This is a genomic window from Pseudomonas sp. GW821-FHT09A09 (assembly GCF_059418405.1).
Genome location: NZ_JBWKPU010000008.1, coordinates 135,142 through 161,988 on the forward strand (window position 1 = coordinate 135,142; position 26,847 = coordinate 161,988).

Below are 26,847 nucleotides of genomic sequence, written 5' to 3' on the forward strand. Positions count from 1 at the left end.
CGGCGTCGCGGCCAGCAGTACCTATTCCTGTGGGAGCTGGGCCTATCTGTCACATCATGGATGACTGGCCCACCGCCATCGCTGGCAAGCCAGCTCCTACAGTTGATCAGCGTCGCGGCCAGTAGCACCTATTCCTGTGTGTCGAGCTTTAGCGAGGCTGCGAAAGCGGCCTATCAGGCAACGAAAATGCCCGCAATGCTCCCACCCTCAACGCTCGCCAAACACCAACCGCGCACTCAACCCGCCCTGCTCCAAATTCTGCAGCACCAGCCGGCATCCAATCTTGCCGACGATCATGTCGACAATCGCCAACCCCAACCCGGCGCCGTTGGCATTGCCCCGGCTGTAGAAGCGCTCCACCAATCGCCCCATTTCCGCTTCATCAATGCCAGGCCCAGCGTCTTCCACGCTCAGGCAATCGGCGCCGATAATCACTTTGACTTCACTGCCCACCGGCGAAAAATTCAGCGCATTGGTCACCAGGTTTTGCAGGGCAATCGCCAGCGCCACCGGTTCGGTTTCCAACCAGCACGCGTCCTCACCTTCAAGCACCAACTCCACGCCCTTTTCCATCGCCAGGGGCGTCAGCTCCGCGAGTTCTTCCCGCACCAGTTCCGTCAGTTGCACACGGCTGCGCACCGGGTTGCTCAGGTGCGGTTCGATGCGCGCCATGGTCAGCAACTGACTGCCAATGCGCGTTGCGCGGTCCACGCCGCTCACCAAAAAGTCCAACGCCTCGCGCCGCTGCTCCGCTGTTACGGCCGTTTGGGCGTTCTGAGCATGAATACGCAGGATGGCCAACGGCGTGCGCAGCTCGTGGGCGGCATCGGCGATAAAGCGGCGCTCGCGCTCCAGCAGGTCATCGATTTGCACCAACACCCGATTCAGCGCCGTCTGCATCGGTTCCAGATCGCTGGGCAACGGTTTGAGCTGCAACGGCTGCAGCGTGTCAGTGGTGCGGCCACGGATCGATCGGGCCATGACACGCAACGGCTCAAGCCCCCAGCCAATCACCAGCCAGATCAATACCGTCAACAACGGCACGCCAATCAGGGTGGGCCAGAGGGTATGGCGCATGATGCGCTGAATCACGTCCTGGCGAATGTCGTCGCGCTCGCCCACCCAGATCAATAACCCCTGCTGCGGGTCCGCCAGCAGGAAGGCGCACCAGTCATTGCCGTTATCCATCAGGTCGTGGGAACCGAGGGTCGCCGGTGGCGCCTTCAGCACCGGCGCTTCGGCCGAGCGCACGAGTAATTCACCCGCACTGTTCCACACCTGGAAAGTCAGGCGAGTTTCATAGGGATGGGCCACGCCCTCCTCGCCCACGCGACTCATGGCCTGGTCAAAGGCCTGGTGCAGGCGGTCCCAATCAGCGTCCCCAGGATCACGCTGGCGCAGCACACCCTGCAGCAAACGTGCGCTTTGTGCGAGTTGAGCGTCGTAGACTTCTTCGATTTCGTGATGGCTGTCGCGCAGCACCAGCCAGCTGATCAAGGCGTCCCCCAGCAAGATCAGCACCAGCACCGGAATCAGAATGCGCGCGCGAACCGAGGTCATGGTTTGAGCACCAACACATAACCGACGCCACGCACGGTGCGGATCAGCTCGGTGGATAACTTTTTGCGCAGGTTGTGAATCAACACTTCCAGCGTGTTGCTCTCGACCCGGTCCTGCCAGCCATACAACGCACGGGACAGCCGCTCGCGGGTCACCACTTTGCCGGGGCGCACCATCAACTGGTGGAGCAGTTGGTACTCCATCGGCGTCACGATGACGTCTTCATCCCCATAACGCACCTGCTGCGTGGCCGGGTCGAGGCTGATGCCAGCATGCTCCAGCATCGGTTGCGCACGGCCCTGGCTGCGGCGCAACAAAGCACGCACGCGGGCCTTGAGTTCTTCCACATCGAACGGCTTGATCAAGTAGTCATCGGCGCCCGCATCCAGCCCGGCAATGCGCTCGGCGGTGCCGTCGCGGGCAGTGAGGATCAGCACCGGCAGGTCATGCTGTTCGGCGCGCAATTGCTGCAACAGGTCCAGGCCATCGAGGCGTGGCAGGCCAAGGTCGAGCAGCAACAGGTCGAAGTTTTCCGTGCGCAGGGCATGCAGGGCGGCCACGCCGTCCTGCAACCAATCCAGGGTGTAGCCTTCGGCGCCCAACGCCACACGAATCCCCTGGCCGAGGGCGCGATCATCTTCGACAAGGAGTAGGCGCATAGCAAAATCTCTGTAGGAAACGGCGGCATCATGCCGGGTTCTGGCGTGGGCTATTCCGCTAAAGATGTTACGGCTCGTTGCCAACTAAGGTTGCACTAAGGTTGGTTTTGCACTGTGAAATCTCCTACAAACGCCGAGAGCTTTTCCATGCGCAAAATTCTCCTGCTGTCCCTGATTCTCGCCAGCCCCCTGGCCCTTGCCGGCCCACAGTGCACCACCGCCGAGCGCTCGCAATGGCAAGACCAGCAAGCCTTCCAGGACAAGCTCAAGGCGCAAGGTTACGAAATCAGCAAGTTCAAGGTCACCGACGGCAACTGCTACGAGATCTACGGCTTCGACAAAGACAAACGCAAGGTCGAGATCTACCACGACCCCGTCACCGGCAAGGCAGTGAAGACTGAGATCAAGGGCTGATGCCAGAGCAATCCCTGCGCCTGTGGGACCCGCTGGTGAGGCTGTTTCATGTGTCTATCGCCGGGGTCTTCATCGCCAATTACTTCTTTAACGAAGCCGGTGATGACTGGCACGTCTGGCTGGGCTACTACGCCATGGCCTGGCTGCTGGTGCGGACGGTGTGGGGATTTGTCGGGCCACGCAGCGCGCGTTGGGCAGATTTTTGGCCGACACCCGCGCGCCTGAAAGCCCACGCGCACTCACTGCTCAAGGGCCGGCCACAGAATCGTCTGGGCCATTCGCCAATTGGCGCCCTGGTGATGCTGTTGATGTTGCTCGCGCTGCTGACCCTCGGCGTCAGTGGCTTCCTGATGCAGGAAGTCGATGCCTTGTGGGGCGCCGACTGGCCGCTGCAACTGCACGAAACGGCGGCCAATGTGCTGCTCGGTTTGGTAGGTGTGCATGTACTGGCGGCGCTGTTTGAAAGTGTCCAGGTGCGGGACAACCTGCCGTTATCCATGCTCACCGGTCGCAGGAAGCGCCTGCCGGATGAGCCTGTGCAGTAATCCTTTTCCAGACAGGTTCCCTATGCGCTCCGCCTTATTGATCTGCAGCCTGCTGGGGGTATTTCTCGCCGCCTGGCTGAGCCATCCGCCCCATATGCTGGCACCTTTTGCACAGGCCAGCCCGAACACCGCCAAGGTGGCAGCGGCTCCGCAGTACAGCAGTCGTTTTGTGTCTTCGCAGCTCACCGATTTTGTGCACGCGTCATCCGTCACCGCACTGCCTGGCGGCGACCTGATGGCCGTGTGGTTTGCCGGCTCCCGCGAGGGCGCCGCCGATGTGCAGGTGCGCAGCGCACGCTTTGATGCGCACAGTGGCGAATGGGGCGCCGAGCAGGTACTGGCCACGCGGGAAAGTACCCGCGACGGCACGCAGCGCTATATCCGCAAGCTCGGCAACCCGGTGATCGCCCTGGGGCCGGACAAACGCCTGTGGATGTTTTACGTGTCGGTGTCGGTCGGCGGCTGGGCCACCAGTGCGATCAATCTGATGGTGTCGGAAGACTTGGGTGCCACCTGGTCGGCCCCCAAGCAGTTGGTGACCTCGCCGTTCTTCAACATCAGTACGCTGGTGCGCGCCGCGCCCGTGTTCCATGCCGACGGCTCGATTGGCTTGCCTGTGTACCACGAGTTCATGGGCAAGTTTGCCGAGTACCTGTACTTGAGCGCCGACGGGGCAGTGATCGATAAATTCCGCATCAGCCGGGGCAAACATTCGCTGCAACCGACCATCGTGCCCCAAGATGGCCAGCGCGCCGTGGCCATGCTGCGCTACGCCGGTGACACCCATCACCGTGTACTCGCCAGCCGCACCGAAGATGCCGGGCAAACCTGGAGCGAGCCGTACCCGCTGGCGCCGGCCAACCCCAACTCGTCGCTCGCGGCCGTGGCCACCGAGGACGACGGTTTGCTCGTCGCCCTCAACGACCTGCAAGACGGCCGCTTCAAACTCAGCCTCTACGGCACCGACGCCCAGCTCAGCCAATGGCGCACCGTGGTCGAACTGGACCAGTCCCCCGACCCGCTCGGCCAGCCGTTCACACCCCAGGCCTACAAGGAAATCATTGGCGAGGGCTTCCGCGCGTCCAGCGGCGCCCGGCGCCTGCCGCTGGAGCAACGTTTCCTGAGCAATCTGGATTACCGCGTGTGCAAACCCCGTGGCTGCGATTTTGAGTACGAGTACCCGTATTTCAGCCGCAGCCCGGACGGCATGTACCACGTGGTGTACTCGTGGAATAACACCTTTATCAAACATGTCAGCTTCAACGAAGCCTGGCTGGCGGAGCGTTTGTGATGACTGCTTTATGGCAGGCGCATTTGAGTTTTGTGCTGCTGGGGTTTGTGCTCTTGAGCACGTTTCGACTCACCGCAAAGTGGCGCCCATGGCTACTGCCAGTGTTAGTGGTGCTCAGTGTTATCCCGGTGAATGAACTGCCCCTGGCGGCGTATGTGCGCAGCTTTACCGATGACCTGGCGTTCAGCACGTTGGTGTTGCTGGGGTGGGTTGCGCTGTGCCGGTTGGGCGTATTGCAACCGCTGCATCGCCCACAAAAGCTGCAACTGCTGGTGCTGTTTGGCGGGCTGAGCCTGTTGCTGTATCCGGCCACCCTGGGGCTGACGTATGTGGACCCGTATCGCTGGGGGTTCAACCCTCGGCCGATGATTGTGCTGGTGGCGGCGGGAGCGTTGTTGATGCTGTGGCTGCGCCATTCGTTGGCGGTGTGGATGTTGGCGGTGGGTACGTTGGCGTTCGCGTTGCGGCTCAAGGCGTCGGAAAACTATTGGGATTATTTGGTGGACCCGCTCTTGGCGGGCTACTGCGTCATCGCTGGATTTACGAATCTCAAACTGTGGGAGCGGGCTTGCTCGCGAATGCGGTGTGTCAGGCAGCACATTTGGCACTGATACACCGCTTTCGCGGGCAAGCCCGCTCCCACATTGAGACTGCGTCGATTTAAAGAATGGGGATAAAAATGAGTGCGTTGCAATCACGCCGCCTGCGCTACGGCGTGGGCGCGATCGGGTTGGTGTTTGTGTTGCTGGCCGCCTTGCGGCTGGTGTTTGTGGTGGGCTTTTCGGGCCTCGAGTTCAACACGCCCGCGCTGCTCGAAACCCTGGGCATCGGCCTGCGTTTCGACCTGCGCCTGGCGGTGTTGATCCTGCTGCCGCTGGCCGTGCTGGCGTGGCTGCCGCGCTGGAACCTCACCACCCTGCCCGCCCTGCGCTGGCTGGCGCGGGGTTATCTGCTGGTGATGCTGGCGGTGGTCGGCCTGGTGTACATCATCGACTTCGGCCACTACGCCTACCTCGGCGTGCGCATCAATGCGACGGTGCTGCGTTACCTGCAAGATGCGCAGATTTCTCAGCAGATGGTGTGGGAAACCTACCCGGTGCTGTGGATAACCACCTGCTGGCTGGCCGCTGTGGCGCTGTGGGTGTGGGCGTTGGTGTGCCTGGAACGAATCACCCTGGACCTCGAACCCAAGGCCATCGGCAAACCGACGCTGGTCGCCGTTTCAGTGGTCGGCGTGATCACCGTGCTGCTGGCCCTGCTCGGCCGTGTGGCCAACCTCAACCTGGAGAACCCGGTACCGCTGCGCTGGAGCGATGCATTCTTTTCCGGCGACAGCCAAGTGGCCGCCGTGGGCTTGAACCCGGTGCTGTTTTTGTACGACACGCTCAAGGTCGGCCAGTCGCAGTTCAACGAGGCCAAAGTGCGCGAGCTGTACCCGCAAGTCGCCCACTACCTGGGCGTCGATCAACCTGACGCCGCGCACCTGAACTTCGCTCGGGAGCAAGGCGTGCAGCCCTATCGCCTGGCCGGCAGCCAGCCGCCCAACGTCATCTTCGTGATGCTCGAATCCCTCGGCACCAGTGCCGTGGGGGCCTATGGCAACCCGCTCAACCCCACGCCAAACCTGGACAAACTGGCCACGCAAAGCCTGTTTTTCAAACACTTCTACGTGCCCGTCACTGGCACCGCCAAGACGGTGTGGGCGAGCATCACCGGGGTGCCGGACGTGACCCGCCAAGAGACGGCCACGCGCAACCCGCTGATCACGCGGCAACACACGCTGATCAACGCGTTCGAGGGTTACCAGAAGTTCTACATGATTGGCGGCAACGCCGGCTGGGCGAACATCAACGCGCTGATCCGCCAAAGCATCGACGGCGTACAGCTGTTTGAGGAAAGCCACTGGCGCTCGTCCCGCGTGGATGTGTGGGGCATCTCCGACCTCGACCTGTTCAAGGAAAGCGACGCGCTGCTGCAAGCCGTGCCCGACGGCCAGCCGTTCTTTGCCTTCCTGCAAACCTCGGGCAATCACCGGCCGTTCACCATCCCCAAGCACAACGACGGGTTCCAGGTAGCCGACGTGACGCTGGAACAAGTGCAGGCGGCTGGCTCCCGCAGCGTCGAGCAGTACCAGGCCGTGCGCTTGCTGGACTACAACATCGGGCGCCTGATGGACATCGCCAAGGCCGGTGGCTGGTACGACAACAGCATCTTTGTGTTCTTCGGCGACCACAACACCCGCATCAGCCAGATCCCGCACATGGCGCCCGCCTTCGAACAGTTGGGCCTGGAGAGTAACAACGTGCCGCTGCTGATCCACGCCCCCGGCCTGGCGCCTCGCGTGATCGAAGACGCCGTGGGCCTGGCCGACCTGTTGCCCACCGTGGCGGGTATGGCGGGCGTGCCGTTTCGTAATCGCGCCATGGGCCGCGACATCCAGCAACCGGCACCGGAAGGCGAACGCATGGTGCCGCTGGTGTTGCAGGAGGGCACGTTCCCAGTGATTGGTGGCGTGACCAAGGACTTCCTGCTGCAGATGCAGCACGACGGCAGTTCACCCACCCTGCACGACCTGGCGTCGCAAACACCGAGGGAAGACGTGGCGCAGCAACATCCCGAAAAGTTCGAGCGCCTGCAGGGGCTGACGCGCGGGCTGCATGAGAGTGCGCGGCTGATGCTGTTCAGGAATGTGCGCGAGTGATCACTTGGCCTGGAATGTCTCGAGGTACGCCAGGATGTCCTGGATTTTTTCCTGGTCGCTGATCCCCCAGAAAATCATGCGCGTGCCGCTGACGACTTTCTTTGGCGCCTCGATGTAGGCGGCGAGTTTGTCGCGGGTCCAGACCACGCCCGAGTTCTTCATCGCGTCGGAATATTGATAGTCGGTGGTGGTGCCGGCCGGGCGGTCAATGATGCCGTTGAGCTGCGGCCCGAAGCCGCCGCGTGCACCTTCGCCGATGCTATGGCAGCCGCCGCAGGTCTTGGTAAAGAGCTTGCCACCGGCCTCGGCATCGCCGGCGGCGAAGGCCGGCGCGCTGAGGATCATGGCAAGGGTCAACAAGGCGAGGCGTTTCATGGAAGGCTCCACATCAAAGTAGCGGTCATTATGCCCAATCAGGAGCGCATGCCCATCCAGATCACGGTTTCGGTCCATGCCGTGACCACCGGCGCCAGCGCCCGGAACCACGGGTCGCGCTCATCAATCTGCGCGGCCGAGTGGTCATGATGGTGTTGTTCTTCCTCGACGATGGACGCAATAGCAGCCACCGCCAAGGGGTCGATGCCCTGCAAGGTGTGCAGTTGATGGGCCAGATGCTTGAGCACCACGCTTTCGACCGCGACCGTCGTGGCGACAATCGCCTTGCGCCCGCACAGGCCAGTCACCACCCCCAGCACCAGGCCGCCCAGGCCACACAGCCAATAACTGCGGCAGCGACGATAAGCGCGGCGTTGCAACTCGGCCTGGAACACCGCGCGGTGGCGGCGCTCGTGGGAGAGAAATTCCTGCAGTTCGGCCACCATGCCACGCGCAAAAAAACGCGCCATGAACAGCTGGCCGCTGTAGATACAGATCGCGCCATGCTCACCGGCATGGTCGACCTTGATCATGCGGTTGCCGAGGTCGTGGTCGATAAGTGGGGCAACGGGAGCATTCACGGGGGCAGCCTTGTGCGAAAGCCTGTGAGAGGTCAGGCCGGTCCTCTGTAGTTGATGCGCGGGTATCGTGCAGTAACACCCGGCAACCGCGCAAGCCAGAGCCTCTGCACGACCACCCATCGTTTAGCGCATATCCAATCGAACCTATTGAGGCCTGTCCCACTCCACCCAATTGAACCCTGATGGTGGAGTAAGGATCATGGCTCAGCCATCGATTTTAGTGTTGGAAGACGACGAGATCATTCGCTCGTTGATGGTGGACGTGCTGGAGGAGTTCGGTGCCCATGTCACCTCGTTTCCTTCGGCAGATGAAGGGATGATTTTCCTGGAGCGGGCCGATGACCCGGTGGACTTGATTGTCAGCGATATCCAGATGCCAGGTTTGCTCAACGGTTATGACTTGAGCCGGGTCGTGGCCCACCGCTGGCCGTCAGTGCCGGTGGTGCTGACGTCCGGCAATACCAAGCTGGCGGCGCAACTGGGCAGCAGTGTGCGCTTCCTGCCCAAGCCCTGGAGCGCCGAGCATTTGCTTGAATGTGTGCAAACGGCATTGACTCAACAAGGATCGTCCATGCATTGATAGCCCGGCGATATCACTTAAACCGAACTTGAGACGGGGAGTTGTGGTCATTCAATGAGCAAGGAGCGACTTTTCTGATCCGCTGGTCAGGCTTTTCGCCTTGTGCGTACAGCCGACGGCAATGAGTTGTGTAGAATCGTCGCCCATTTTCACGCGTCATTCATGGCCGCAAGGCCCACTGTTCGAGCTCATTGCATGCATTCACAGGCCCATGACGTCAGTGCGCCCTCACTGCTGGAAACATTGCGTACAGGTACTGCCCTGTTGCATGTTGCACTGGAAAAACGCCTGCCGTTCTTCTCCGAGCGCCTGGATGCCAACTGGTATCGACGACTGCTCCAAGCGTACTACGGCTTTTACCGCCCAATGGAAACAGCGCTGTACGACAGTGGTTTGATCCCCGAGGGTTTCGACACGGTGATGCGCGTGAAAACGCCAACGTTGGTGAGAGACCTCCATGCCCTTGGCCTGGACAACGACACCCTCGACGCCCTGCCTCGTTGCACCGATTTGCCCACCTTCAACACTCCCGCTGCCTGCCTCGGCGCCCTGTACGTGCTCGAAGGCGCGACGCTGGGCGGACAAGTGCTGCGCCGGGAAATGGCCCAGCGCCTGGGCCTGGATGCTGACAACGGTGGCGCGTTTCTCAACGTATATGGCGCCGAGACCGGACGGCGCTGGAAAGACTTTCTCGACTACCTGGGCCGCCTGCCGCTGGATGCATCCGCCAAACAGCACGCGGTAGAGGCTGCCCGTTCGACATTCAGCGGCTTTGAGCAATGGCTCGACCGCCAGGAGGTACTGCTATGAAACCCGAAGATTTTGAAGAGCTGCTTGCCAACTGCGCCGACGAGCCCATCCGTTTTCCGGGAGCGATCCAACCTCACGGTGTGCTGCTGACCTTGTCGGAACCCGACCTGAATATCATCCAGGTCAGCGCCAACGTGGGCACGTTGTTCGGCCAGGCGCCTGAGGCGCTGCTAGGCAAGCCTCTGCACACTCTGTTGGGGGTTGAACACGCTAACGCTGTGCAATCCATGGCTGAGAGCAACAGCTTTTTCGACGCGCCGCCCCTGCATGTCACCCTCAACGGCGCCCCCTTCGAAGGTCTGTTGCATCGCCATCAGAACGTGCTGGTGCTGGAATTCGAACCCCGTATTGAAGACTTCAAACCACGCGCACTGAACGGCCGCACCAGCGACCTGGGCAAAATGTTGCAGCGCCTGCAGTCAGCGAAAACCCTGCAAGCCTTGTACGAAATCAGCGTGAATGAAATCCAGGCCATGACCGGTTATGACCGGGTGCTGATCTACCGTTTCGAAGAGGAAGGCCACGGCCAGGTGATCGCCGAGGCATCGGCGCCGTCCATGGAGCTGTTCAACGGGTTGTTCTTCCCCGCGTCCGACATTCCGGAGCAGGCCCGCGAGCTGTACCGCACCAACTGGCTGCGCATCATCCCGAATGCCGCCTATGAGCCGGTGCCGCTGCTGCCCAAGCTGCGCCCGGACACCGGCCAGCCGCTGGACCTGAGTTTCGCCACGCTGCGCAGCGTGTCGCCGATTCACTGCCAGTACATGCAGAACATGGGCGTGCTGTCGTCCATGAGCATTTCGTTGATGAAGGGCGACACCCTGTGGGGCCTGATCAGTTGCGGCAACCGCGAGCCGTTGCTGGTGCCCAATGAGCTACGCACAGCCTGCCAGACCATCGGCCAGGTGCTGTCGTTGCAGATCAGCGCCATGGAAGCCCTGGACCTGAGCCGTCAGCGTGAAGAGAAGGTCGAGGCCTTGGCCCTGCTGGCTCAGGCAATGAAGGCCAGCGAAGAAAACGTCTTCGACGGCCTCGCCCAACAGCCGCAAGTGCTGATGGACCTGGCCCTGGCCGGCGGTGTGGCGATCATCGAAGACAAACAACTGCATCGCTATGGCAACTGCCCGGAGCCGGCGCAGATTCGCGCCCTGCACAAGTGGCTGATCGAGACCGGCGAGCCGGTGTTTTCCAGCCACAACCTGGCGTCGGTGTACCCGCCTGCCGCCGAGTATCAACAAGTGGCCAGCGGCGTATTGGCCATGAGCCTGCCCAAGCCTGTGGATAACGGCGTGCTGTGGTTCCGCCCGGAAGTCAAAGAGAACATCAACTGGAGTGGCGACCCGAGCAAACCGCTGGACCTGGAAAACTCCGACGCGGGCTTGCGCCTTCGCCCACGCACATCGTTTGAAATCTGGAAAGTGGAAATGGCCGGCATCTCCACCAAGTGGAGCCACGGCGACCGCTTTGCCGCCAATGACCTGCGTCGCTCAGCCCTGGAAAACGACCTGGCCCGCCAAGTGTTGCGCGAGCAACAAGCCGTGCGCGCTCGTGACGAGCTGGTGGCGGTAGTCTCCCACGACCTGCGCAACCCGATGACCGTGATCTCCATGCTGTGCGGCATGATGCAAAAGGCTTTCAGCTCCGACGGCCCGCACACCTCGCGACGGATTTCCTCAGCCATCGACACTATGCAACAAGCGGCCGGGCGCATGAACGTGCTGCTGGAAGACTTGCTCGACACCTCGAAAATCGAAGCCGGGCGCTATGTGGTCAAGCCGGTGCCGCTGGATGTCAGCCAGATCTTTGAAGAGGCCTATTCACTGCTGGCGCCGTTGGCGATGGAAAAAGGCATCGACCTGTCGTTCAACACCGAACCGGGCCTGCAGATCAACGCCGACCCGGAGCGCTTGTTCCAGGTACTGTCGAACCTGATCGGCAATGCCATCAAGTTCACCCCGCGCCAAGGCAATATCGGCATCAGCGCCATGAGCAATGGCGAGGAGATTGTGTTTTCGGTGCGCGATTCCGGCGAAGGGATTGCGCCGGAACAATTGCCTCACGTGTTTGACCGCTATTGGACACAGACGGAAAACAATCCGACCGGCAGCGGTCTTGGGCTGTACATCACACAAGGCATCGTCCAGGCCCATGGCGGCAAGATTGTTGCTGAAAGTGAAGTGGGCCGTGGCAGCGAGTTCCGGTTCACGGTGCCTAAAGTGACAGACGACGTACACCGATAATCGATCACCCCGCCGGGCAGCCTTGCTGCCCCGGCCTCCCCTCTTACCGGATAAATACCTTGTATTCATCCGCGCACCTGAACACTGACGCCGTTAAGCAACAGTTAATAAACAACCCACACACTCTTAACTTTTTTATCAAAAAACTTCTACCCAGCACATTACAACCCGCAACACTCGCGACCTCGCCTGCCCGAACAAAAACAACTAACTTAACTCCCGCACTGTTACAGGGAAGAACATGCCATGTAGAACTCATTATCAACTTTTAAAAAAGAGACACCCTTATGATCAGCGCTATCAGCACTTACCCCGTTCAATTCCCTGTTAACCCAGACACTCAACACACCCCATCCACCCATTCTCGCCAAAAGCGCAGCCTTGAAGAGCAAGACCTTCAGGTTTCGGCCTTTGAAACCACCTCCAGTGCAGACAAGCCCCGCAGGCGCAATGGCGGAGGTATGGACAGCCTCGGCCGGGGAAACATACTGTAACCCTACCGCCCGATAAGTAGTTTGTTGAAAAGCAGCGTTCAATACGCTGCTTTTCTATTTTCTCGCCGACGCCTTTTTATACAGCGCCACCTATTAACGAAACTTCTACATTCATTATTGTACCCTGCCGGCCTACCTCTTAACTTGAGTTATCCGTTTGATGCCAGCGTCATCATCGCTACCCTCCATACTCGCCGGCCCTTTGCTACGCCGTGTAGAACCCAAGCGCCTGGTGATATGGCTCGTGGCCAGTCGGCAGTTGACGCTGACCCTGAAGTTGCAACTTCCTCACACAACCCTGGCTATTCCCTTGGCTGCTCATAGCCAGGTCATTGCCGTCGGTCGTCACGCTTTTATCTATCTGATCGATGTGCCGCTGGCCGAGAACATGCCCTGCGATGTCGACATCGGCTTTGATGTGCTGATCGACAATCACGGTATTGCCGAGTGGGCCCCTCACTTGCTTTACGCAGGGGCCTCAATGCCCCACTTCGTTGTACATAGCCGTATTCACCAACTGGTCCACGGTTCCTGCCGCAAGCCCCATCACCGCGCCGACGAAGGCCTGCTCTGTGTCGACCGCCTGCTGGCCGAAGCCCATACCCCGGCCGAACGCCCGACCTTGCTGATGATGAGCGGTGACCAGATCTACGCCGACGATGTCGCCGGGCCGATGTTGCGTGCGATTCATGCCTTGATCGCACGCCTGGGCTTGTTCGATGAATACCTGGAAGGTGCGGTGGTCGACGACAGCACCAGCCTCTACAGGCATCGCGCCAGTTATTACCATCGCGCCGACCTGCTGCCTGCGCTGGACAGCAACGAGACCCTGCGCGAACGCTTTTTTGGTGGCGTGAAAAAGCCGATCTTTACCAGCAGCACCGCCGACAACCATCTCGTGACCTTCGCCGAAGTGATCGCGATGTACTTGCTGGTCTGGTCGCCAACCCCCTGGACATTGATCGACACGCAGGCCCCGACGCTGAGCGCAGCCGAACAACAGCGCTACGCCCACGAGCAGGTGCAGATCGACCAATTCCGCCAAGGACTGCCCGGTGTTGCACGGGTATTCGCTCACCTGTCCACCTTGATGATCTTTGACGATCACGACATCACCGACGACTGGAACCTCAGCGCCCAGTGGGAACAAACTGCCTACAGCCATCCCTTTTCCCGACGCATCATCGGCAATGCTTTGCTCGCTTATCTGCTGTGCCAGGGCTGGGGTAACCAGCCGGATGTGTTTGACGACCTGCTGAACCAGATTCAGGCATTGACCACCCGGACGCAGGACAGCCACCTGGACGCAACCGCACAGGACGAGTTGCTCAAGACCCTGCTGAAATTCCAGCACTGGCACTACGTGCTGCCGACCACCCCGGCCCTGGTGGTGCTCGACACCCGCACCCGACGCTGGCGCAGTGAGTTCGCCCTCAAGCAACCCTCTGGCCTGCTCGACTGGGAAGCCTTGAGCGAACTGCAACAAGAGCTGCTGGACCATCCCTCGGCCATCATCGTCTCGCCGGCGCCGATCTTCGGGGTCAAGCTGATCGAAACCGTGCAGAAAGTCTTCAGCTGGTGCGGCCACCCATTGCTGGTGGACGCGGAAAACTGGATGGCCCATCGCGGCGCCGCCCACGCGATCCTCAACATCTTCCGCCACTCCCGTACGCCGGGTAACTACGTGATTCTTTCGGGCGATGTGCATTACTCGTTCGTGTACGAAGTGCTGATCCGGTACCGCAACGCGGGCCCCAGGATCTGGCAGATCACCAGCAGCGGCATCAAGAACGAATTCCCGCCGCGCCTGCTGGAATGGTTCGACCGCCTCAACCGTTGGCTCTACTCGCCACGCTCGCCCCTCAACGGCTTCACCCGCCGCCGTGCCCTGCAGGTGGTGCCCCATATTCCCGAGCATGCCGAAGCTGGCGAGCGGCTGTGGAACAGCGCAGGGATAGGCCAGGTGTTTTTCAATGAGCAGGGGCAGCCTGAGGCGATTTACCAGCACAACGCGGATGGCAAGCCTCGGACGAGGATGGTGGCGCCTGAGTGAACGGTCTTACATGCGCAGACGCACCATCACCCCAGCCAAAGAAACATCCTAACTAATTATTTTTAATGATTTTTCTTGAAAAAATCTTCTGTTCTTTCCTTCACAAAAAAAGTGCCAGGCTCTGACGGGACTTTGCGAAAAGCGCCCTCAATCGCCGATTGCCATATGAACCTATTTTGGTGCACTCTTTTTGAATCACCTCCTTCTTGTGTTGAACGTCGCTTTTTATCGGACTCAAGCGGGCAATGAACCTGTACGCGAATGGCTGATGGGTTTGCCCAGGGAGTCTAGAAAATTCATAGGCATTGACATCAAATCAGTCCAATTCAGGTGGCCGCAGGGAATGCCGCTGGTTAGAAAACTCGAACATCGCCTTTGAGAAATTCGCAGCGATCTCGGTGAGTCCATTGCACGGACGCTGTTCACTCTGGTTGATCATGAAATGATCCTGCTGCACGGGTTCATCAAAAAGAGCCAGAAAACTCCATCCGTCGACCTGGACACCGCCAGACGTCGCAAAAGCAAGCTATGAGGGACGCCGCAATGAACAAACATATTGGTTCCAGTTTTGATGATTTCCTTGACGACGAAGGGCTCACAGAAGAGGTGTCCGCAGCCGCATTAAAGCGTGTTATCGCCTGGCAGTTGGCGGAAGCGATGAAGGTGCAAAAGGTCAGCAAAAAAGCCCTGGCTGAACGGATGCACACCAGCCGTACCGCAGTCGATCGTGCACTGGACCAAAACGATGCAGGCATGACCCTGGCGACCCTGGCGAGCGCAGCGCGGGCGCTGGGCCAACGCGTAGAAGTGCGCCTGGTGCCCGATACCGAACCGGGCGCGCCCCTGGTTTAAAGCCCCCGGGCCAAAAACCACTCTGCCGTTCAGTAGAGCAGCGGCCTGCCTCCTACTAAAGCATCGCCCCCACCCTATTCAAACCACACCCGCCCCGTTGTACAGTAGCCCCAGCCACGGAGTATCGGCGTCAACCCTGACTGGCCTTGGGAGCCAGCCCACGCAGGAAGCGTACAGATGGACGATACATCCGACAGCAAGCCGCTGCGCAATGACTTTTCCGACCTCAATGCCGACATGCTGCATGCCGTGATGGAATTGGTCAGCGACGGCATCTGGGACTGGAACGCCAATACCGGGTTCGTCTACCGCAACCCCGGCTGGTACGAAATGCTCGGTTACCCCCGCCACTCCCTGGAGAACACTGTGTTCACCTGGGAGAACGTGATCCACCCCGAAGACTACCCGCAAGTCATGACGGTGTTTGATGACTACATCAGCCGCCGTGCGCCCCAGTACCGAGTGGAATACCGCTGCCGTAAGGAAGACGGCTCCTACCTGTGGATTGAAGACCGCGGCTACGTGATCGCACGCAACCCCGACGGTACGGTGGCGCGCATGGTGGGTGCGCACCGCGATATCCATACGCGCAAGTCATCGATCGAGCAGCTTGAACGGCGCAACCAGTCCCTTGAAGCCCTGGTGGCCGAGCGCACTCGCGAGTTATCGCGAGTCAATCAGCAACTGCAAGTGCAGCTCGACGAAAACCGCTCCCTGGCCGAACTCGACACCCTGACCCACGTGGCCAACCGCTACCGCCTGGAGAAAGTGCTGCTGGAAGAATGCGACCGCGCCGAGCGCTTTCGTCTGCCGTTGACGCTGGTGGCCATGGACCTCGATGACTTCAAGCCAATCAATGACAAACATGGCCACGCGGTCGGTGACCAGACGCTGGTTCGCACCGTGCAAAACCTGGAGGCGTGCGTGCGCCCCGGCGACCTGTTGGCCCGCTGGGGTGGTGACGAGTTCATGCTGATCCTGCCCAAAAGCAACCTGCAAGCGGCGAAGGGCGTGGCCCAAAGCATTCGCCAGCAGATCACCCGGATGCCTGCCGTGGGCGACTTCAAGGTGACGCTGAGCCTGGGCTTGGCCGAGCGCCATAGCGGTGAATCCCCTGCCGCACTGATGGCGCGAGCCGACCAGGCGTTGTACCGCGCCAAAGCGGCAGGGAAGGACACCGCGTCGGAATAGCTACCGTACGGGCGGTGCGTACTGGATACCGCCCTGGCTCCACAGGGCATTAAGCCCGCGCTTGATCTTCAGCACGCTGCCCTGGCCAATGTTGCGCTCGAACACTTCGTCGTAGTTACCCACCTGCTTGACGATCTGCACCACCCAATCCTTGCGCAGTTTCAGGTCCCGCCCGTATTCACCGTCGGCACCGAGCAAGCGCGCCACATCCGGGTTCCTGGTGGTCTTGGCCTGCTCCTCGACGTTCTGCGAGGTGATGCCCATTTCCTCGGCATTGAGCATGGCGAACAGGGTCCATTTGACGATGCTGAACCACTCATCATCGCCCTTGCGCACCAGCGGCCCCAGCGGCTCCTTGGAAATCACTTCCGGCAGCACCACGAACTCGTCCGGGTGGGCCATCTTGATACGCTGGGCGTACAGGCCCGATTGGTCGGTGGTCAACACGTCGCAGCGTCCGGATTCCAGGCCCTTGGCGCTTTCATCGGCGGTGTCGAAGGTGATCGGTGTGTATTTCATGCCGTTGGTGCGAAAGTAATCCGACACGTTGAGTTCCGTGGTGGTGCCGGCCTGGATACAGATAGTCGCCCCGTCCAGTTGCTTGGCACCGGTCACGCCCAGCTTGTTGTTCACCAGGAAGCCGATGCCGTCGTAGTAGGTCACGCCGGTAAACACCAGGCCCATCCCCGAGTCGCGGGAGCTGGTCCAGGTGGTGTTGCGCGAGATCACATCCACTTCGCCCGATTGCAGCGCGGTGAAGCGCTCCTTGGCGGTCAGTTGGCTGAACTTCACTTTCGAGGCGTCACCAAACACGGCCGCTGCAACGGCGTGGCACACATCCACGTCGATGCCGGTCATCTTGCCCTTGCTGTCCGGCACACCAAAGCCTGGCAGGCCGTCGCTGACACCGCACTGGATAAAGCCTTTCTTCTGGATCGCATCCAGTGTGGCGCCCGCGTGCGCGGTGCCGGCCAAGCCCAATACGGCGCTAGTGCCGAGTACGGCCAAGGTGGTTTTGAATGGATTCATGCAAGGCACTCCCTGTCATTCCTTATTATTCGGCGCCTCACAGCCCGCGCCGGTTTATAGTGCTGCCGGGCAGTATCCACGGCTTTACGGCGCTGCCACAAACGACCTTTAGGCAAAGGCTCCTTCCGATTTGGAATGAACTGCATGATTTCAAAACGCTTGACCCCTTCGATGACGGCCCTGCAATGCTTCGAAGCCGCCGCCCGCCACCTGAGCTTCACCCGCGCCGCCGAAGAACTGCACCTGACCCAGAGCGCAGTGAGCAAACAAGTCGCGCAGTTGGAAGAGATGCTTTGCCACAACCTGTTCGAACGGGTGCGCCAGCGCTTGTACCTGTCACCGGCGGGTTCGCTGTACCTGGCCGAGGTGCACAAGATCCTGACCCAGGTGGACATCTCCAGCCGTTACATCCTCACCTACGGCGGCGAGACCGAAGTGCTGCGCATCGCTACCCAGCCGACCTTCGGCGACCGCTGGCTGGTGCCCAAGCTCAAGGATTTCGCGGCCAAGCACCCGAACATCCACCTCGATGTGCGCAATGAGCTGGAGCCCTTCGACGTGCTGCAGGCCAAGGCCGATATCGCGTTTTTCTTCGGCCAGGGTTCATGGCCCGGGGCAACGTGCATCGAGCTGTTCCGTGAGGCCGTGGTGCCGGTGTGTGCACCGGGGTTTGTCGCCGACGGCAGCGATGCCTCCTCGCGCCACACCCTGCTGCAATGCACCTCGCGCCCGGAGGCCTGGCACGAGTGGTTCCTGGAACAGGGCCTGCATTCGCAGAACAGCTACCACGGGCCGCGTTTCGACACGTTTTACATGTGCATACGCGCCGCGCAATCGGGCTACGGTGTGGCACTGGTGCCCCAATACCTGGTGGCCGAAGAGCTGGCCAACGGCAGCCTGATGGTCCCGTGGGATTACACGATGCCCAGCGCCGGCGCGCACTTTATCGCCCACGCCGAACACGCCGGCGAAGTGCCAAAAGTGAAGGCCTTCCTGAAGTGGATGGTGAGCTACATCAAGGCACATCCCGACTTTTAATAATGACCCGGCGACTTTATTTCGTTTGCGGCAAGGCCGGGCGCACGGCTTAGATAAAAAGACGCCCGCCATTGCCGAGTCCACGATTCATGAGCCGCGAAACCATCAGCCAATCGATTTCCATCGTCCACCCCATCAGCCTCAGCCACGGCAAGAACGCCGAAGTGTGGGACACCACGGGCAAGCGCTACATCGACTTTGTTGGAGGCATCGGCGTGCTCAACCTCGGCCACTGCCACCCCGGCGTGGTCGCGGCGATTCGTGAACAGGCCACCCAGCTCACGCACTACGCGTTCAACGCCGCCCCGCATGCGCCCTACATTGAGCTGATGGAACGTCTGACCGCATTCATACCGGTAAGCTACCCGGTCAGCGGCATGCTCACCAACAGTGGCGCAGAGGCCGCGGAAAACGCCTTGAAGATCGTGCGCGGCGCCACCGGCCGCACGGCGGTGATCGCCTTCGATGGCGCATTCCACGGGCGTACCCTGGCCACCCTCAACCTCAATGGCAAGGTGGCTCCCTACAAGCAAAAAGTCGGCGTGCTGCCCGGCCCGGTGTACCACCTGCCCTACCCCAGCGCCGATAACGGCGTGAGCTGCGCCGAGGCCCTGAAGGCGATGGAGCGCCTGTTCAGCGTGGAAATCGACGTGGACGATGTCGCCTGTTTCATCATCGAACCGGTACAGGGCGAAGGTGGTTTCCTCGCCCTGGATGTCGAGTTCGCCCAGGCGCTGCGGCGTTTCTGCGACGAGAAAAACATCCTGCTGATCGCCGATGAAATCCAGTCGGGTTTCGGGCGCACCGGCCAGCGTTTTGCGTTCTCGCGCCTGGGCATCGAACCGGACCTGCTCTTGCTCGGTAAAAGCATTGCCGGTGGGGTACCACTGGGTGCGGTGGTGGGGCGCAAAGCGCTGATGGACAACCTGCCCAAGGGCGGCCTGGGCGGCACCTATTCCGGCAACCCCATCGCCTGTGCAGCGGCGCTGGCCACCCTCGATGCAATGACCGATGAACACCTGCAAGCCTGGGGCTCACAGCAGCAGGAAGCCATCCTCAGCCGTTATGACAGCTGGCGCGCACAAGGCCTCACCCCTTACCTAGGCCGATTGACCGGCGTCGGAGCGATGCGCGGCATTGAGCTGGCCAACGCCGACGGTTCACCCGCGCCGAAGCAACTGGCTCAATTGCTGAGCCTGGCGCGGGACGCCGGTTTGCTGCTGATGCCCAGCGGCAAATCGCGGCACATCATCCGCCTGCTGGCACCACTGACCATCGAGCCTGCAGTACTCGAAGAAGGCCTGGATATTCTCGAGGCCTGCCTCAAGCAGCTGGACTAGTAGCGCGCATCGACGGGTTTGCCGCCGTTGGGCCAATCCTTGACCTTATCCGGGAAGTCCGGGCGCGGTTGCCCCGAGAAATACGCCGCCACGTCCACCGCCTCCTGGTCCGTCAGACCGCCCTGGCCCAGCGGGAATTTTTCGTGAAAGCCGATCGGCATGTTGCGTTTGACGAACGCCGCTGCCGTGTAAGGGCGGGCCATGCCGGCGCCGATGTTGAACGACTGCTCGCCCCACAGCGGCGGGTACACCAGTTCCCCATCGGCACGCGCCAAGCCCTGGCCGTTATCGCCATGGCACACCGCACACTGTTTGGCGTAGACCGCCTTGCCATTGGCCAGGTCCGGCTTGATCGCCAGGTCGATCTTACCCACACCGCGCCCCGCCACTTTGTCCTCGGGCCGTGTGTTGTTTTTCATCCAGTCGAAGTACGCGACCATGGCCTGCATGTCAGCCGATTGCGGCGCCAACGGCGTGCCGTTCATCGAACGGCGGAAGCAGCCGTTGATGCGTTCTTCGAGGCTGACCACCTTGCCCGCACGCGGCGCATAGCTGGGGAAAAACGCCGACACGCCGACAAAGGGCGAACCGTCCGCCACGGTACCGGCGTTGAGATGGCAGCTGGTGCAATTGAGTGAGTTACCCACGTTATCCGGCAGCAACGCCTTGGTTTGCAGGTGCAGGCGCATGCCACGCACCACCTGGTCAGCGTTGGGGGCGGCGAGCAGATCAGCCAGGCGCGGGGTTTCGAACGCCGATGAATCGGTGGTGGCCGGGTTGAGCTGGTCGCGCAGTTTCTTCACTTGGGCGGCGCTGATCGGCGTGCCTTCATTGCCCCAGCGGGTGCGCACAAAACTCAGGATCTCGGCAATTTCCGCGTCCGCCAGGCGTGCGAAACCGGGCATGGTGTAGACCCGTGGGTGGGCCGCCGTTTGCGCGGTTTCCCAACCGGTGAGGGTGATGTGCAGCAACGACGTCGGGTTGTTGGACGCAATGCTCGGGTTGCCGGCCAACGGTGGAAACAGGCCCTTCACCCCGGCGCCATCGGCACGGTGGCAGTCGCTGCAAAACTGCATGTACCCCAGCCCGCCCCGGCTGGTGAACAAATCGGCAGGCGGCGCGGCCGGGACGCGGGCGACGCCGGGCATCGGCAGGTCGTCTTTGCCCGGTGGCAGGGATTTGAGGTAGCTGGCGATGGCGGTGAGGTCGTCATCACTGAAGTGCTGGGTACTGTGGTGAATCACATCCGCCATGTTGCCGGCCACCGTGGCGAAGCGGTTCTGCCCGGTCTTGAGCAGTTGCACGGTGTCCTCCACGGTCCACAGGTTGCGCAGGCTCAAGGCACGCCAATGTTCGACGGTTTCACCCGCCAGGTAATGCCGGCCGCTGCGGCCGCCATCGCTCATGGCCTTTTCCTGGAACGCGATGCCGCGTGGGGTATGGCAGGAGCCGCAGTGCCCCAAGCCCTGGACCAGGTAGGCGCCACGGTTGAGCACCTCGTTGCGCGCTGGGTCCGGGGTGAACGGTTGCTTGTCGAGAAAGGCAAAATTCCACAGCGCCAGGCCCCAACGCTGGTTGAAGGGGAAGCCCATGTCGGCGTCGAGGTTGGCCTGTTGCACGGGCTCCACGCCCTGCATCAGGTAGGCGTACAAGGCGCGCATGTCCGCTTCGCTCATCTTCGCGTAGGACGGATACGGCATCGCCGGGTACAGGTTCATACCGGCGGGAGTAACGCCTTCACGCATCACCTTGTCGAACTGTTCGAAGGTGTAGGCGCCGATACCCGTCTCGCGGTCCGGGGTGATGTTGCTGGAGTAGATGGTGCCCATGGGCGTGCTCAACGCCAGCCCGCCGGCCATCACTTTGCCCTGCTGGGCGGTGTGGCAGGCGATGCAATCGCCCAGTTGCGCAACATATCGGCCGTGTTCGATCAACGGGGTATCGGGTGGGCTGGCGTGCAAGGGTAGCGCCAGACACAGCGTCGCCCCCAGCAAGGCCAGGCGGGAGAGGGAAAGCGCCATCACATTAATCCTTTAATAACCCGGCGTGGGGTGGTCCCCTCGGCGCAGGTCTGTGGTCATTTTTATGGGTTCATCAGGCCTCTGTGTTGTAACGGTTTTGTCGGCATGGCGTTTTGATGTGGGTCAGGCTCAATTCGATAGACAAACCCCTGAACGCTCGACGACTATCCACCGCTCGCCCCTACCGCACGGACGCACCCCATGCTCGACATCCTCCAAGGCACGCCCCTGTGGGTCTATGCCGTTTACCTGTGGATTTGCTACTACGGCATCAAGGCCTGCCTGGGTGGGCGTGAGAGTCGTCGCTCGTTGATGATCCTGCCGGTGGTGCTGGTGGTGTGGTCGCTGATGGCGTTGGCGCCTTCGCTGCTGTCGAGCAGCGCCTGGGTGGGCGGCGCCATCGTGGGCAGCCTGCTGGGCATGCGGTTGTTCAACGCCAACGGCGCGCACCTCGATACCAATGGCGAAACCCTGGTGCTGGCGGGCACCTGGAAAACCCTGCTCATCTCACAGCTGTTCTTTGCGGTGAAGTACTACTTCGGCTACCAGCAGGCGGTGCACCCGTTGCTGTTGAGCACGCCAGAGATGCTGGTGGCGGTCGGCGCGGTCTCGGGGTTTACCGTTGGTCTGTTCTGCGGGCGGGCCGTGCGACTGCACCGGGCGCTGGCCGCGTTGCGTGGCAAGGTGGGCAGCGTGCTGCCTTGACCTGATCCCCCTCCCCCCTGAAAATGCGCGACGCTTTTTTGTCTCCGTTTACTGAAGTAGTGAAATTTCAATGTCCGATTCCTACACCGAAGAAGAATCCGTAGTCGCCTTGCAATCCAAAGCTGAATACGAAAACGCCATCAATCTTTCACAGCATGTGCCAGCGGCCAAGATCATCAGCGAAATGGTGCTGGACGCCTTCCACACCTCCAAGGAAAGCGACCAGATCCGCGAGCTGCGCGTCGCCATCCGCCAGGCCCACGATGCCTTCGATGACGACAAGGCCTACGACCTGATGGGCCAGCTCAAGCAGCTGAAAGACGCCGAGGCTGCCGACAACGCCGCCCTGGAAAACCTCAGCAGCCAATTCTCCATCAGCCGCATCCTGTCCAGCTTCAAGGATGACCCTGAGTTCCAGGAGCTGGTCTACGGCCTGGCCCTCAAAGTGCTGAACCAGAGCCACCAGGCCATCAGCAACCCGAGCGCCGGCAAGAGCAAGGCCACACGGGCCAAGAAAGAAGAAGTGTATGTGATCAGCAAGGACGGCATCAGTGTCACCCTGCCGCTGCGCACACCGCGCTCCAAGCTCAACGTCGACCGTGAAGCGCTGGAGTTCCTAGGCTTTGCCTTCGTGGGCGAAGGCAGCGAAGCCGAGCTGGAAGGCGAAACCTTCGTCGACAACAGCGGCGTCGAGCAGCCGGTCACGCGCAAAAGCATCGTGACCGCGCTGCAACAGCAGAGCGCGTTCGACGGCTACACCATCGCCGCGCAGTGACTGCCTGACGCTACAAGCTGCGCAGTGTCACCAGGGCCTGTTCCACCTGGGCCAGGGTGACCTGCCGGCCGACCGAGGCGCGCACGAAATGCGTGGCGCCCAGGTCCTTGAGCAGCAACGGCGTGTGGGCGGCAGTGCCCGCCCACAGGTTGAGGCCCAGTTCGCGGGCCAGGCTGACGAACACCTTGGCCGAGCTGTTGCGCGGCACGAACGACACAATCCCGGTCTGCTCGAACGGCTCACACAGCAGTTGCAACTGTGGCAAGCGCCGCAGCTCCTGCACCAGCAAGGCATAAGGTTCGGTGTTCACCGCCGCCCCCACCTCCGCGTATTCGCGCATCGCCGTGTGCAAGCCCACCAGGGCTGAAAAACTCTTCTCGGCAATCTCCAGCACTCGCGCACTGGACACCTCGATACGGTTGACCTGGCCATCGGTGCTGGCCGCATGCAGGTCGGCAAAATTCAGTTCCAACTGTCCGAGCAAGCGTGGCGACACATAAGCAATCCCGCTGCCACGCGGCCCGCAGAGAAACTTGCGCCCCGCGCCCGTCAACAAATCACAGCGAATGTCACGTACGTCCAGCGGCAACTGGCCCAGGGACTGGCAGGCGTCGACCACATACAACGCGCTCGAGTCCTTGAGCAACGCGCCCAACGCTTCCACCGGGTTGATCACGCCGCAGCATGACGGCAGGTGCGACACGCTGACCAGGAACACCTCGTCGTCCAGGTTGCGCTGCACCCAATCCAGGTCCAACGGGCTGGTCGCAGTGGTTGGGATCACCTCGACACGGAGGTCGCGAGACAGCTTGAGGTAGTTGAAAAAGATCAGGTTGGCCGCGTACTCCGAGGCCGACACCCACACCCGCTTGCCCCGGGGGAAGTTGAGCTTGCTCAGGATGCTGGTCCAGGCCTCGGTGGCACTGCTGAAAAAACCGATGTCGGTCGGCTGCGCATTCAACAGCCCGGCGGCGACCCGGTACAGGTCGACGTTGAGCAGTTCCTCGTAGGCCAGTTCAGTCTCATAACTGCCAATGCGCGCTTCGATCGAGGTAAAGCGCTGGATCGCATTCAACGTGGCCGTGGACATCAGGCCCGCGCCAGCGGTGTTCAAGTGCACGATGCTCATTTCACGCTTCCTTGTTCCACAAGAGGGTTGAGCTTTTCATCACGCCCACTGCCACCGCGAACAGCAGCAACACGGTGCCGGCCAGCAGCCACGGCGACGGCAGGGACGGCTGCGCCACCAACATGAACGCCAGCGACGGCGTGATCATCACCCCGATGTTGACCCCCGCCGAGTAGTAACCCAGGTTGCGGTCCACGGTGTGCCGGCTGGAGATGCTGCTCACGTAATGAGTAATGCCGGGAAACACGATCATCTCGCCCAGGCTCCACAGTACGGTGGCCACCAGCAGCACCGCGCCGATATGGCTGAAGCCCATCAGGAAAAACCCGACCCCGGCCACCAGGAACCCCGCCACCAGTGAGCGACTGCTCGACAAGTGCGCCATGCGCTGGTTGATCGGCACTTCGAACAGGATCACCAGCAAGGCGTTGATGAAGAAAATGATGCCGACGTAATACGCCGGCAGTTCGGTGTAAGTGATGATGTAGGCCGACAGAAACGTCGGCGGCAAGGCGTAGGCCACATGCACCGGCAGCGCCGCCAGCAAGATCACCAGCAAACGCGAACGTTCGTGCGGTGCCGTCTCCGGCAATCCATTGCCCTTGCTCGCCAGTGGCGCTGCCTGCGCCGCGTCAACCGTGACCGCACGGCCGAATCGCAGGCAGGCGGCAAACGACACCAGGGACAACGCCGCATTGATGTAAAACACCGCATCGGCGTTGCTCAGGAAAATCAGGCTGCCCAACAGCGGCCCGATCGCCATGCCGATGTTGATCGCCAAACGGTTGCAGGAGAACGCCACCTTGCGCGTCTCGCTGCTGCTGTGGGTCACCGTCTCGGAGAACGTCGCCGGCGTGAAGGCTTCGTAGCAGGCGCCCCAGAGGAACGACAGCACGAACAGCGCGGCGGTGTTGTCCACCGATGGGATGATCAACAGCAGCAACGCGTTGAGCAGCAACGAGCCGAGGATCACCCGGTTGGCCCCCAGGCGCTTGATCACCGCGCCGATGATCAGGTCCACGAACAGCGCACCCGCGCCATACACGCCGACCAACAGGCCGGCCGTGCCCGCCGACACGGCGTGCTGATGAATCAGGTACGCCGCGTAGAACGGGAACGCCATGGTGCCCATGCGGAACACCAGGGTGATCATGAACAGCGACTGCAGCCGGGCGTTGAGCCCGCGTAACGCGCGATAAGTGCCCATCAGCGGATCACGTAGACGTTGTCTTTGTACTGGCGGATCTGTTCGTAATCCTGGTCGATATCCCGCTGGTTCTCCGACAACAGGAACACACGCAACGGGCTGCTGAGCAGGTCGACGGTCTTCTTCATCAGCTTGCCGGCCTTGTACTTCACGCTCAGCTTGTGCACCGAGGGCAGCGCTTCGATCAGGTGAATGGCCGCCTCGTTGAAGCCAGTCACTTCGCCTTGCAGCGTGGTGTCGGTGTTGATCACGCAGGCTTCCTTGAGCTTGTGGTAGCGCTTGCCGGCGTAACCGGCCTTGAACGCCTCGCCGTCGCAATAGGCCAGGTAGGTCAGCTGCGCCTGGTTGCCGCCCAGGCTGATGTCATGGAAGTTGGGCTCCATGTTGCCGTTCAGCCGGGCGCCCACTTCCACCAGCGCAGGGCCGGCCTCGGTCAGGATCACTTCCGAGTGGGCCGGGCCGTTGTTGATCCCCAGGGCCTTGAGCACTTGTACGATGTAGTCCACCAGCACGTTGGCTTCCGGGCTGTCAGGGGCGATCAGCACGTCACGGTCATAGATGTTTTTGCCACCGCTGACTTCGCGCTTCACATAACGCCAGATCCCGCAGACATACACCTGCCCATCACGGCTGACCGTATCGACGATGAACTCCGGCCCCTTGAGGTAGGACTGGCAGAGGATCTCGGTGTTGGCCAGGCCGAAGATGTCCAGGTTGGACACCACTTCATGGCAGGCGCGCTTCACGTCCTCGACGTTGTGGCAGATCGAAACCCCGTCGGTAGACGCCGAGCTGAGTGGCTTGACCACGCACGGGAACACCTGGCCGGCCTCGACCCACGCCAGCAATTCAGCAGGGTCGGCGGACTTGATCTGCCGCGCGGTCAGCAGGCCGGCAGCGGCCACCTTGCCGATCATTTCAAACTTGTCGCGGCGCGCCCGGGAGCCGGCGCTGCCATTGGAGGTCGGCAATTGCAGCTGTTCGCTCAGGTAGTCGGCAAACGGCACGCCAGGCTCCTGGCCAGCGATCACCGCCACCACATCGAACTCACGCAGGCGGCGCACCACGGCGTCGGCGCTGCCGTTGAAGATCAGGTTGTGTTCGAACTCATCCAGGTTCGGCCCGAGCATGCTCGGCATCAGTTCCGGGGTGCTCTGTACATGGATCAGGCCCAGGCCGGCATCCCGAAAGAATTTAGGCAGGAAGTTACCGCTGGAGTAGACATCAACCAAGGCGACGTACTGTTTCATGAGGATG

General features: G+C 61.2%; 24 protein-coding genes and 1 pseudogene. 16 read left to right on the forward strand and 9 right to left on the reverse strand.

Features of this window, described 5'->3' with window-relative positions; genetic code table 11:
* Window positions 1-207: 207 nt before the first annotated feature.
* Both AC07OV_RS09300 and AC07OV_RS09305 read right to left on the reverse strand, forming a co-directional pair.
* Window positions 208-1,560 (reverse strand): ATP-binding protein, encoded by a 1,353-nt coding sequence (locus tag AC07OV_RS09300; RefSeq protein WP_495092090.1) that lies wholly within the window; start codon window positions 1,558-1,560, stop codon window positions 208-210.
* Window positions 1,557-2,219 carry a response regulator gene (locus tag AC07OV_RS09305; RefSeq protein WP_495092091.1) on the reverse strand — a complete coding sequence of 221 codons (663 nt, stop codon included), beginning with the start codon at window positions 2,217-2,219 and terminating at the stop codon, window positions 1,557-1,559. Before AC07OV_RS09305 ends, AC07OV_RS09300 begins: the two co-directional genes overlap by 4 nt.
* A 147-nt stretch (window positions 2,220-2,366) precedes the next feature.
* On the opposite strand from AC07OV_RS09305, the gene AC07OV_RS09310 reads away from it, so the two are divergent.
* The 5 genes from AC07OV_RS09310 to AC07OV_RS09330 all read left to right on the forward strand — a co-directional run bounded on the left by AC07OV_RS09310 (window position 2,367) and on the right by AC07OV_RS09330 (window position 7,170).
* A complete protein-coding gene (locus AC07OV_RS09310; RefSeq protein WP_495092092.1) occupies window positions 2,367-2,633 on the forward strand; it encodes a PepSY domain-containing protein in 267 nt (88 codons plus the stop codon).
* Window positions 2,633-3,178 carry a cytochrome b/b6 domain-containing protein gene (locus tag AC07OV_RS09315; protein ID WP_495092093.1) on the forward strand — a complete coding sequence of 182 codons (546 nt, stop codon included), beginning with the start codon at window positions 2,633-2,635 and terminating at the stop codon, window positions 3,176-3,178. The genes AC07OV_RS09310 and AC07OV_RS09315 overlap by 1 nt, the downstream gene beginning before the upstream one ends.
* A 22-nt stretch (window positions 3,179-3,200) precedes the next feature.
* Entirely contained in the window at window positions 3,201-4,469 is a 1,269-nt protein-coding gene (locus AC07OV_RS09320; protein ID WP_494996620.1) for a sialidase family protein, read from the forward strand.
* A complete protein-coding gene (locus AC07OV_RS09325) occupies window positions 4,469-5,080 on the forward strand; it encodes a hypothetical protein (RefSeq protein WP_495092094.1) in 612 nt (203 codons plus the stop codon). The genes AC07OV_RS09320 and AC07OV_RS09325 overlap by 1 nt, the downstream gene beginning before the upstream one ends.
* Before the next feature lie 68 nt (window positions 5,081-5,148).
* On the forward strand, window positions 5,149-7,170 hold the full coding sequence (locus AC07OV_RS09330) for an LTA synthase family protein (RefSeq protein WP_495092095.1): 2,022 nt from the start codon (window positions 5,149-5,151) through the stop codon (window positions 7,168-7,170).
* On the opposite strand, the gene AC07OV_RS09335 is transcribed toward AC07OV_RS09330, so the two are convergent.
* A complete protein-coding gene (locus tag AC07OV_RS09335; RefSeq protein ID WP_176996996.1) occupies window positions 7,171-7,545 on the reverse strand; it encodes a c-type cytochrome in 375 nt (124 codons plus the stop codon). It lies immediately after the preceding gene.
* Window positions 7,546-7,583: 38 nt separating this feature from the next.
* On the reverse strand, window positions 7,584-8,126 hold the full coding sequence (locus AC07OV_RS09340; RefSeq protein ID WP_494996617.1) for a demethoxyubiquinone hydroxylase family protein: 543 nt from the start codon (window positions 8,124-8,126) through the stop codon (window positions 7,584-7,586).
* A 199-nt stretch (window positions 8,127-8,325) separates the two neighbouring features.
* On the opposite strand from AC07OV_RS09340, the gene AC07OV_RS09345 reads away from it, so the two are divergent.
* From AC07OV_RS09345 to AC07OV_RS09375, 7 genes and pseudogenes are all read left to right on the forward strand, one after another.
* Window positions 8,326-8,706: a response regulator gene (locus AC07OV_RS09345; RefSeq protein WP_176996995.1), complete on the forward strand. Its 381-nt coding sequence runs from the start codon at window positions 8,326-8,328 to the stop codon at window positions 8,704-8,706.
* Window positions 8,707-8,901: 195 nt separating this feature from the next.
* The gene (locus AC07OV_RS09350; protein WP_494996616.1) at window positions 8,902-9,516 is read left to right on the forward strand and encodes a biliverdin-producing heme oxygenase; all 615 of its coding nucleotides are present in this window, start codon (window positions 8,902-8,904) and stop codon (window positions 9,514-9,516) included.
* Complete coding sequence (locus AC07OV_RS09355; RefSeq protein ID WP_495092096.1) at window positions 9,513-11,756, forward strand: ATP-binding protein; 2,244 nt, start codon at window positions 9,513-9,515, stop codon at window positions 11,754-11,756. The genes AC07OV_RS09350 and AC07OV_RS09355 overlap by 4 nt, the downstream gene beginning before the upstream one ends.
* Window positions 11,757-12,410: 654 nt before the next feature.
* Window positions 12,411-14,303 carry an alkaline phosphatase D family protein gene (locus AC07OV_RS09360; protein ID WP_495092097.1) on the forward strand — a complete coding sequence of 631 codons (1,893 nt, stop codon included), beginning with the start codon at window positions 12,411-12,413 and terminating at the stop codon, window positions 14,301-14,303.
* 190 nt (window positions 14,304-14,493) lie between these two features.
* A pseudogene (locus tag AC07OV_RS09365) lies at window positions 14,494-14,835 on the forward strand (type II toxin-antitoxin system RelE/ParE family toxin).
* Window positions 14,836-14,846: 11 nt separating this feature from the next.
* Complete coding sequence (locus tag AC07OV_RS09370) at window positions 14,847-15,155, forward strand: helix-turn-helix domain-containing protein (RefSeq protein ID WP_495092098.1); 309 nt, start codon at window positions 14,847-14,849, stop codon at window positions 15,153-15,155.
* 177 nt (window positions 15,156-15,332) lie between these two features.
* The gene (locus tag AC07OV_RS09375; RefSeq protein WP_494996612.1) at window positions 15,333-16,346 is read left to right on the forward strand and encodes a sensor domain-containing diguanylate cyclase; all 1,014 of its coding nucleotides are present in this window, start codon (window positions 15,333-15,335) and stop codon (window positions 16,344-16,346) included.
* Here AC07OV_RS09375 and AC07OV_RS09380 read toward each other — a convergent pair whose 3' ends face one another.
* Window positions 16,347-17,375: an amino acid ABC transporter substrate-binding protein gene (locus AC07OV_RS09380; protein WP_176996990.1), complete on the reverse strand. Its 1,029-nt coding sequence runs from the start codon at window positions 17,373-17,375 to the stop codon at window positions 16,347-16,349. It lies immediately after the preceding gene.
* A gap of 144 nt (window positions 17,376-17,519) precedes the next feature.
* Here AC07OV_RS09380 and AC07OV_RS09385 point away from each other — a divergent pair, with 144 nt between their 5' ends.
* Together AC07OV_RS09385 and AC07OV_RS09390 are read left to right on the forward strand one after the other, a co-directional pair.
* Window positions 17,520-18,413 carry a LysR substrate-binding domain-containing protein gene (locus tag AC07OV_RS09385; RefSeq protein ID WP_495092099.1) on the forward strand — a complete coding sequence of 298 codons (894 nt, stop codon included), beginning with the start codon at window positions 17,520-17,522 and terminating at the stop codon, window positions 18,411-18,413.
* An 89-nt stretch (window positions 18,414-18,502) separates the two neighbouring features.
* Window positions 18,503-19,753 (forward strand): 2-aminoadipate transaminase, encoded by a 1,251-nt coding sequence (locus AC07OV_RS09390; protein WP_495092100.1) that lies wholly within the window; start codon window positions 18,503-18,505, stop codon window positions 19,751-19,753.
* On the opposite strand, the gene AC07OV_RS09395 is transcribed toward AC07OV_RS09390, so the two are convergent.
* Window positions 19,750-21,774, reverse strand: a complete 2,025-nt coding sequence (locus AC07OV_RS09395; RefSeq protein ID WP_495092101.1) for a c-type cytochrome — start codon at window positions 21,772-21,774, stop codon at window positions 19,750-19,752. The two genes, AC07OV_RS09390 and AC07OV_RS09395, sit on opposite strands and share 4 nt — an antisense overlap.
* Before the next feature lie 201 nt (window positions 21,775-21,975).
* Here AC07OV_RS09395 and AC07OV_RS09400 point away from each other — a divergent pair, with 201 nt between their 5' ends.
* Both AC07OV_RS09400 and AC07OV_RS09405 read left to right on the forward strand, forming a co-directional pair.
* Window positions 21,976-22,479, forward strand: coding sequence for a DUF6622 family protein (locus AC07OV_RS09400; RefSeq protein WP_494996609.1), 504 nt, complete (start codon window positions 21,976-21,978; stop codon window positions 22,477-22,479).
* A gap of 70 nt (window positions 22,480-22,549) precedes the next feature.
* The gene (locus tag AC07OV_RS09405; RefSeq protein WP_176996985.1) at window positions 22,550-23,254 is read left to right on the forward strand and encodes a hypothetical protein; all 705 of its coding nucleotides are present in this window, start codon (window positions 22,550-22,552) and stop codon (window positions 23,252-23,254) included.
* 10 nt (window positions 23,255-23,264) lie between these two features.
* Here the strand turns inward: AC07OV_RS09405 and AC07OV_RS09410 are convergent, their stop codons facing one another.
* The 3 genes from AC07OV_RS09410 to AC07OV_RS09420 are packed head-to-tail and all read right to left on the reverse strand — an operon-like array spanning window position 23,265 to window position 26,840.
* The gene (locus tag AC07OV_RS09410) at window positions 23,265-24,383 is read right to left on the reverse strand and encodes an aminotransferase class V-fold PLP-dependent enzyme (protein WP_495092102.1); all 1,119 of its coding nucleotides are present in this window, start codon (window positions 24,381-24,383) and stop codon (window positions 23,265-23,267) included.
* A 1-nt stretch (window position 24,384) separates the two neighbouring features.
* Complete coding sequence (locus AC07OV_RS09415; RefSeq protein WP_495092103.1) at window positions 24,385-25,590, reverse strand: MFS transporter; 1,206 nt, start codon at window positions 25,588-25,590, stop codon at window positions 24,385-24,387.
* Window positions 25,590-26,840: an ATP-grasp domain-containing protein gene (locus AC07OV_RS09420; protein WP_495092104.1), complete on the reverse strand. Its 1,251-nt coding sequence runs from the start codon at window positions 26,838-26,840 to the stop codon at window positions 25,590-25,592. The genes AC07OV_RS09415 and AC07OV_RS09420 overlap by 1 nt, the downstream gene beginning before the upstream one ends.
* Window positions 26,841-26,847 lie beyond the last annotated feature (7 nt).

What these genes read in the sequence shown, in the direction of transcription:
- AC07OV_RS09320 (WP_494996620.1), top strand. Translation starts at nt 3,201, where the DNA reads ATGCGCTCCGCCTTATTGATCTGCAGCCTGCTGGGGGTATTTCTCGCC.
- AC07OV_RS09360 (WP_495092097.1), top strand. Translation starts at nt 12,411, where the DNA reads ATGCCAGCGTCATCATCGCTACCCTCCATACTCGCCGGCCCTTTGCTA.
- AC07OV_RS09345 (WP_176996995.1), top strand. Translation starts at nt 8,326, where the DNA reads ATGGCTCAGCCATCGATTTTAGTGTTGGAAGACGACGAGATCATTCGC.
- AC07OV_RS09385 (WP_495092099.1), top strand. Translation starts at nt 17,520, where the DNA reads ATGATTTCAAAACGCTTGACCCCTTCGATGACGGCCCTGCAATGCTTC.
- AC07OV_RS09330 (WP_495092095.1), top strand. Translation starts at nt 5,149, where the DNA reads ATGAGTGCGTTGCAATCACGCCGCCTGCGCTACGGCGTGGGCGCGATC.
- AC07OV_RS09380 (WP_176996990.1), bottom strand. Translation starts at nt 17,375, where the DNA reads ATGAATCCATTCAAAACCACCTTGGCCGTACTCGGCACTAGCGCCGTA.
- AC07OV_RS09375 (WP_494996612.1), top strand. Translation starts at nt 15,333, where the DNA reads ATGGACGATACATCCGACAGCAAGCCGCTGCGCAATGACTTTTCCGAC.
- AC07OV_RS09335 (WP_176996996.1), bottom strand. Translation starts at nt 7,545, where the DNA reads ATGAAACGCCTCGCCTTGTTGACCCTTGCCATGATCCTCAGCGCGCCG.
- AC07OV_RS09300 (WP_495092090.1), bottom strand. Translation starts at nt 1,560, where the DNA reads ATGACCTCGGTTCGCGCGCGCATTCTGATTCCGGTGCTGGTGCTGATC.
- AC07OV_RS09395 (WP_495092101.1), bottom strand. Translation starts at nt 21,774, where the DNA reads ATGGCGCTTTCCCTCTCCCGCCTGGCCTTGCTGGGGGCGACGCTGTGT.
- AC07OV_RS09410 (WP_495092102.1), bottom strand. Translation starts at nt 24,383, where the DNA reads ATGAGCATCGTGCACTTGAACACCGCTGGCGCGGGCCTGATGTCCACG.
- AC07OV_RS09355 (WP_495092096.1), top strand. Translation starts at nt 9,513, where the DNA reads ATGAAACCCGAAGATTTTGAAGAGCTGCTTGCCAACTGCGCCGACGAG.
- AC07OV_RS09415 (WP_495092103.1), bottom strand. Translation starts at nt 25,590, where the DNA reads ATGGGCACTTATCGCGCGTTACGCGGGCTCAACGCCCGGCTGCAGTCG.
- AC07OV_RS09310 (WP_495092092.1), top strand. Translation starts at nt 2,367, where the DNA reads ATGCGCAAAATTCTCCTGCTGTCCCTGATTCTCGCCAGCCCCCTGGCC.
- AC07OV_RS09305 (WP_495092091.1), bottom strand. Translation starts at nt 2,219, where the DNA reads ATGCGCCTACTCCTTGTCGAAGATGATCGCGCCCTCGGCCAGGGGATT.
- AC07OV_RS09390 (WP_495092100.1), top strand. Translation starts at nt 18,503, where the DNA reads ATGAGCCGCGAAACCATCAGCCAATCGATTTCCATCGTCCACCCCATC.
- AC07OV_RS09315 (WP_495092093.1), top strand. Translation starts at nt 2,633, where the DNA reads ATGCCAGAGCAATCCCTGCGCCTGTGGGACCCGCTGGTGAGGCTGTTT.
- AC07OV_RS09400 (WP_494996609.1), top strand. Translation starts at nt 21,976, where the DNA reads ATGCTCGACATCCTCCAAGGCACGCCCCTGTGGGTCTATGCCGTTTAC.
- AC07OV_RS09370 (WP_495092098.1), top strand. Translation starts at nt 14,847, where the DNA reads ATGAACAAACATATTGGTTCCAGTTTTGATGATTTCCTTGACGACGAA.
- AC07OV_RS09325 (WP_495092094.1), top strand. Translation starts at nt 4,469, where the DNA reads ATGACTGCTTTATGGCAGGCGCATTTGAGTTTTGTGCTGCTGGGGTTT.
- AC07OV_RS09350 (WP_494996616.1), top strand. Translation starts at nt 8,902, where the DNA reads ATGCATTCACAGGCCCATGACGTCAGTGCGCCCTCACTGCTGGAAACA.
- AC07OV_RS09405 (WP_176996985.1), top strand. Translation starts at nt 22,550, where the DNA reads ATGTCCGATTCCTACACCGAAGAAGAATCCGTAGTCGCCTTGCAATCC.
- AC07OV_RS09420 (WP_495092104.1), bottom strand. Translation starts at nt 26,840, where the DNA reads ATGAAACAGTACGTCGCCTTGGTTGATGTCTACTCCAGCGGTAACTTC.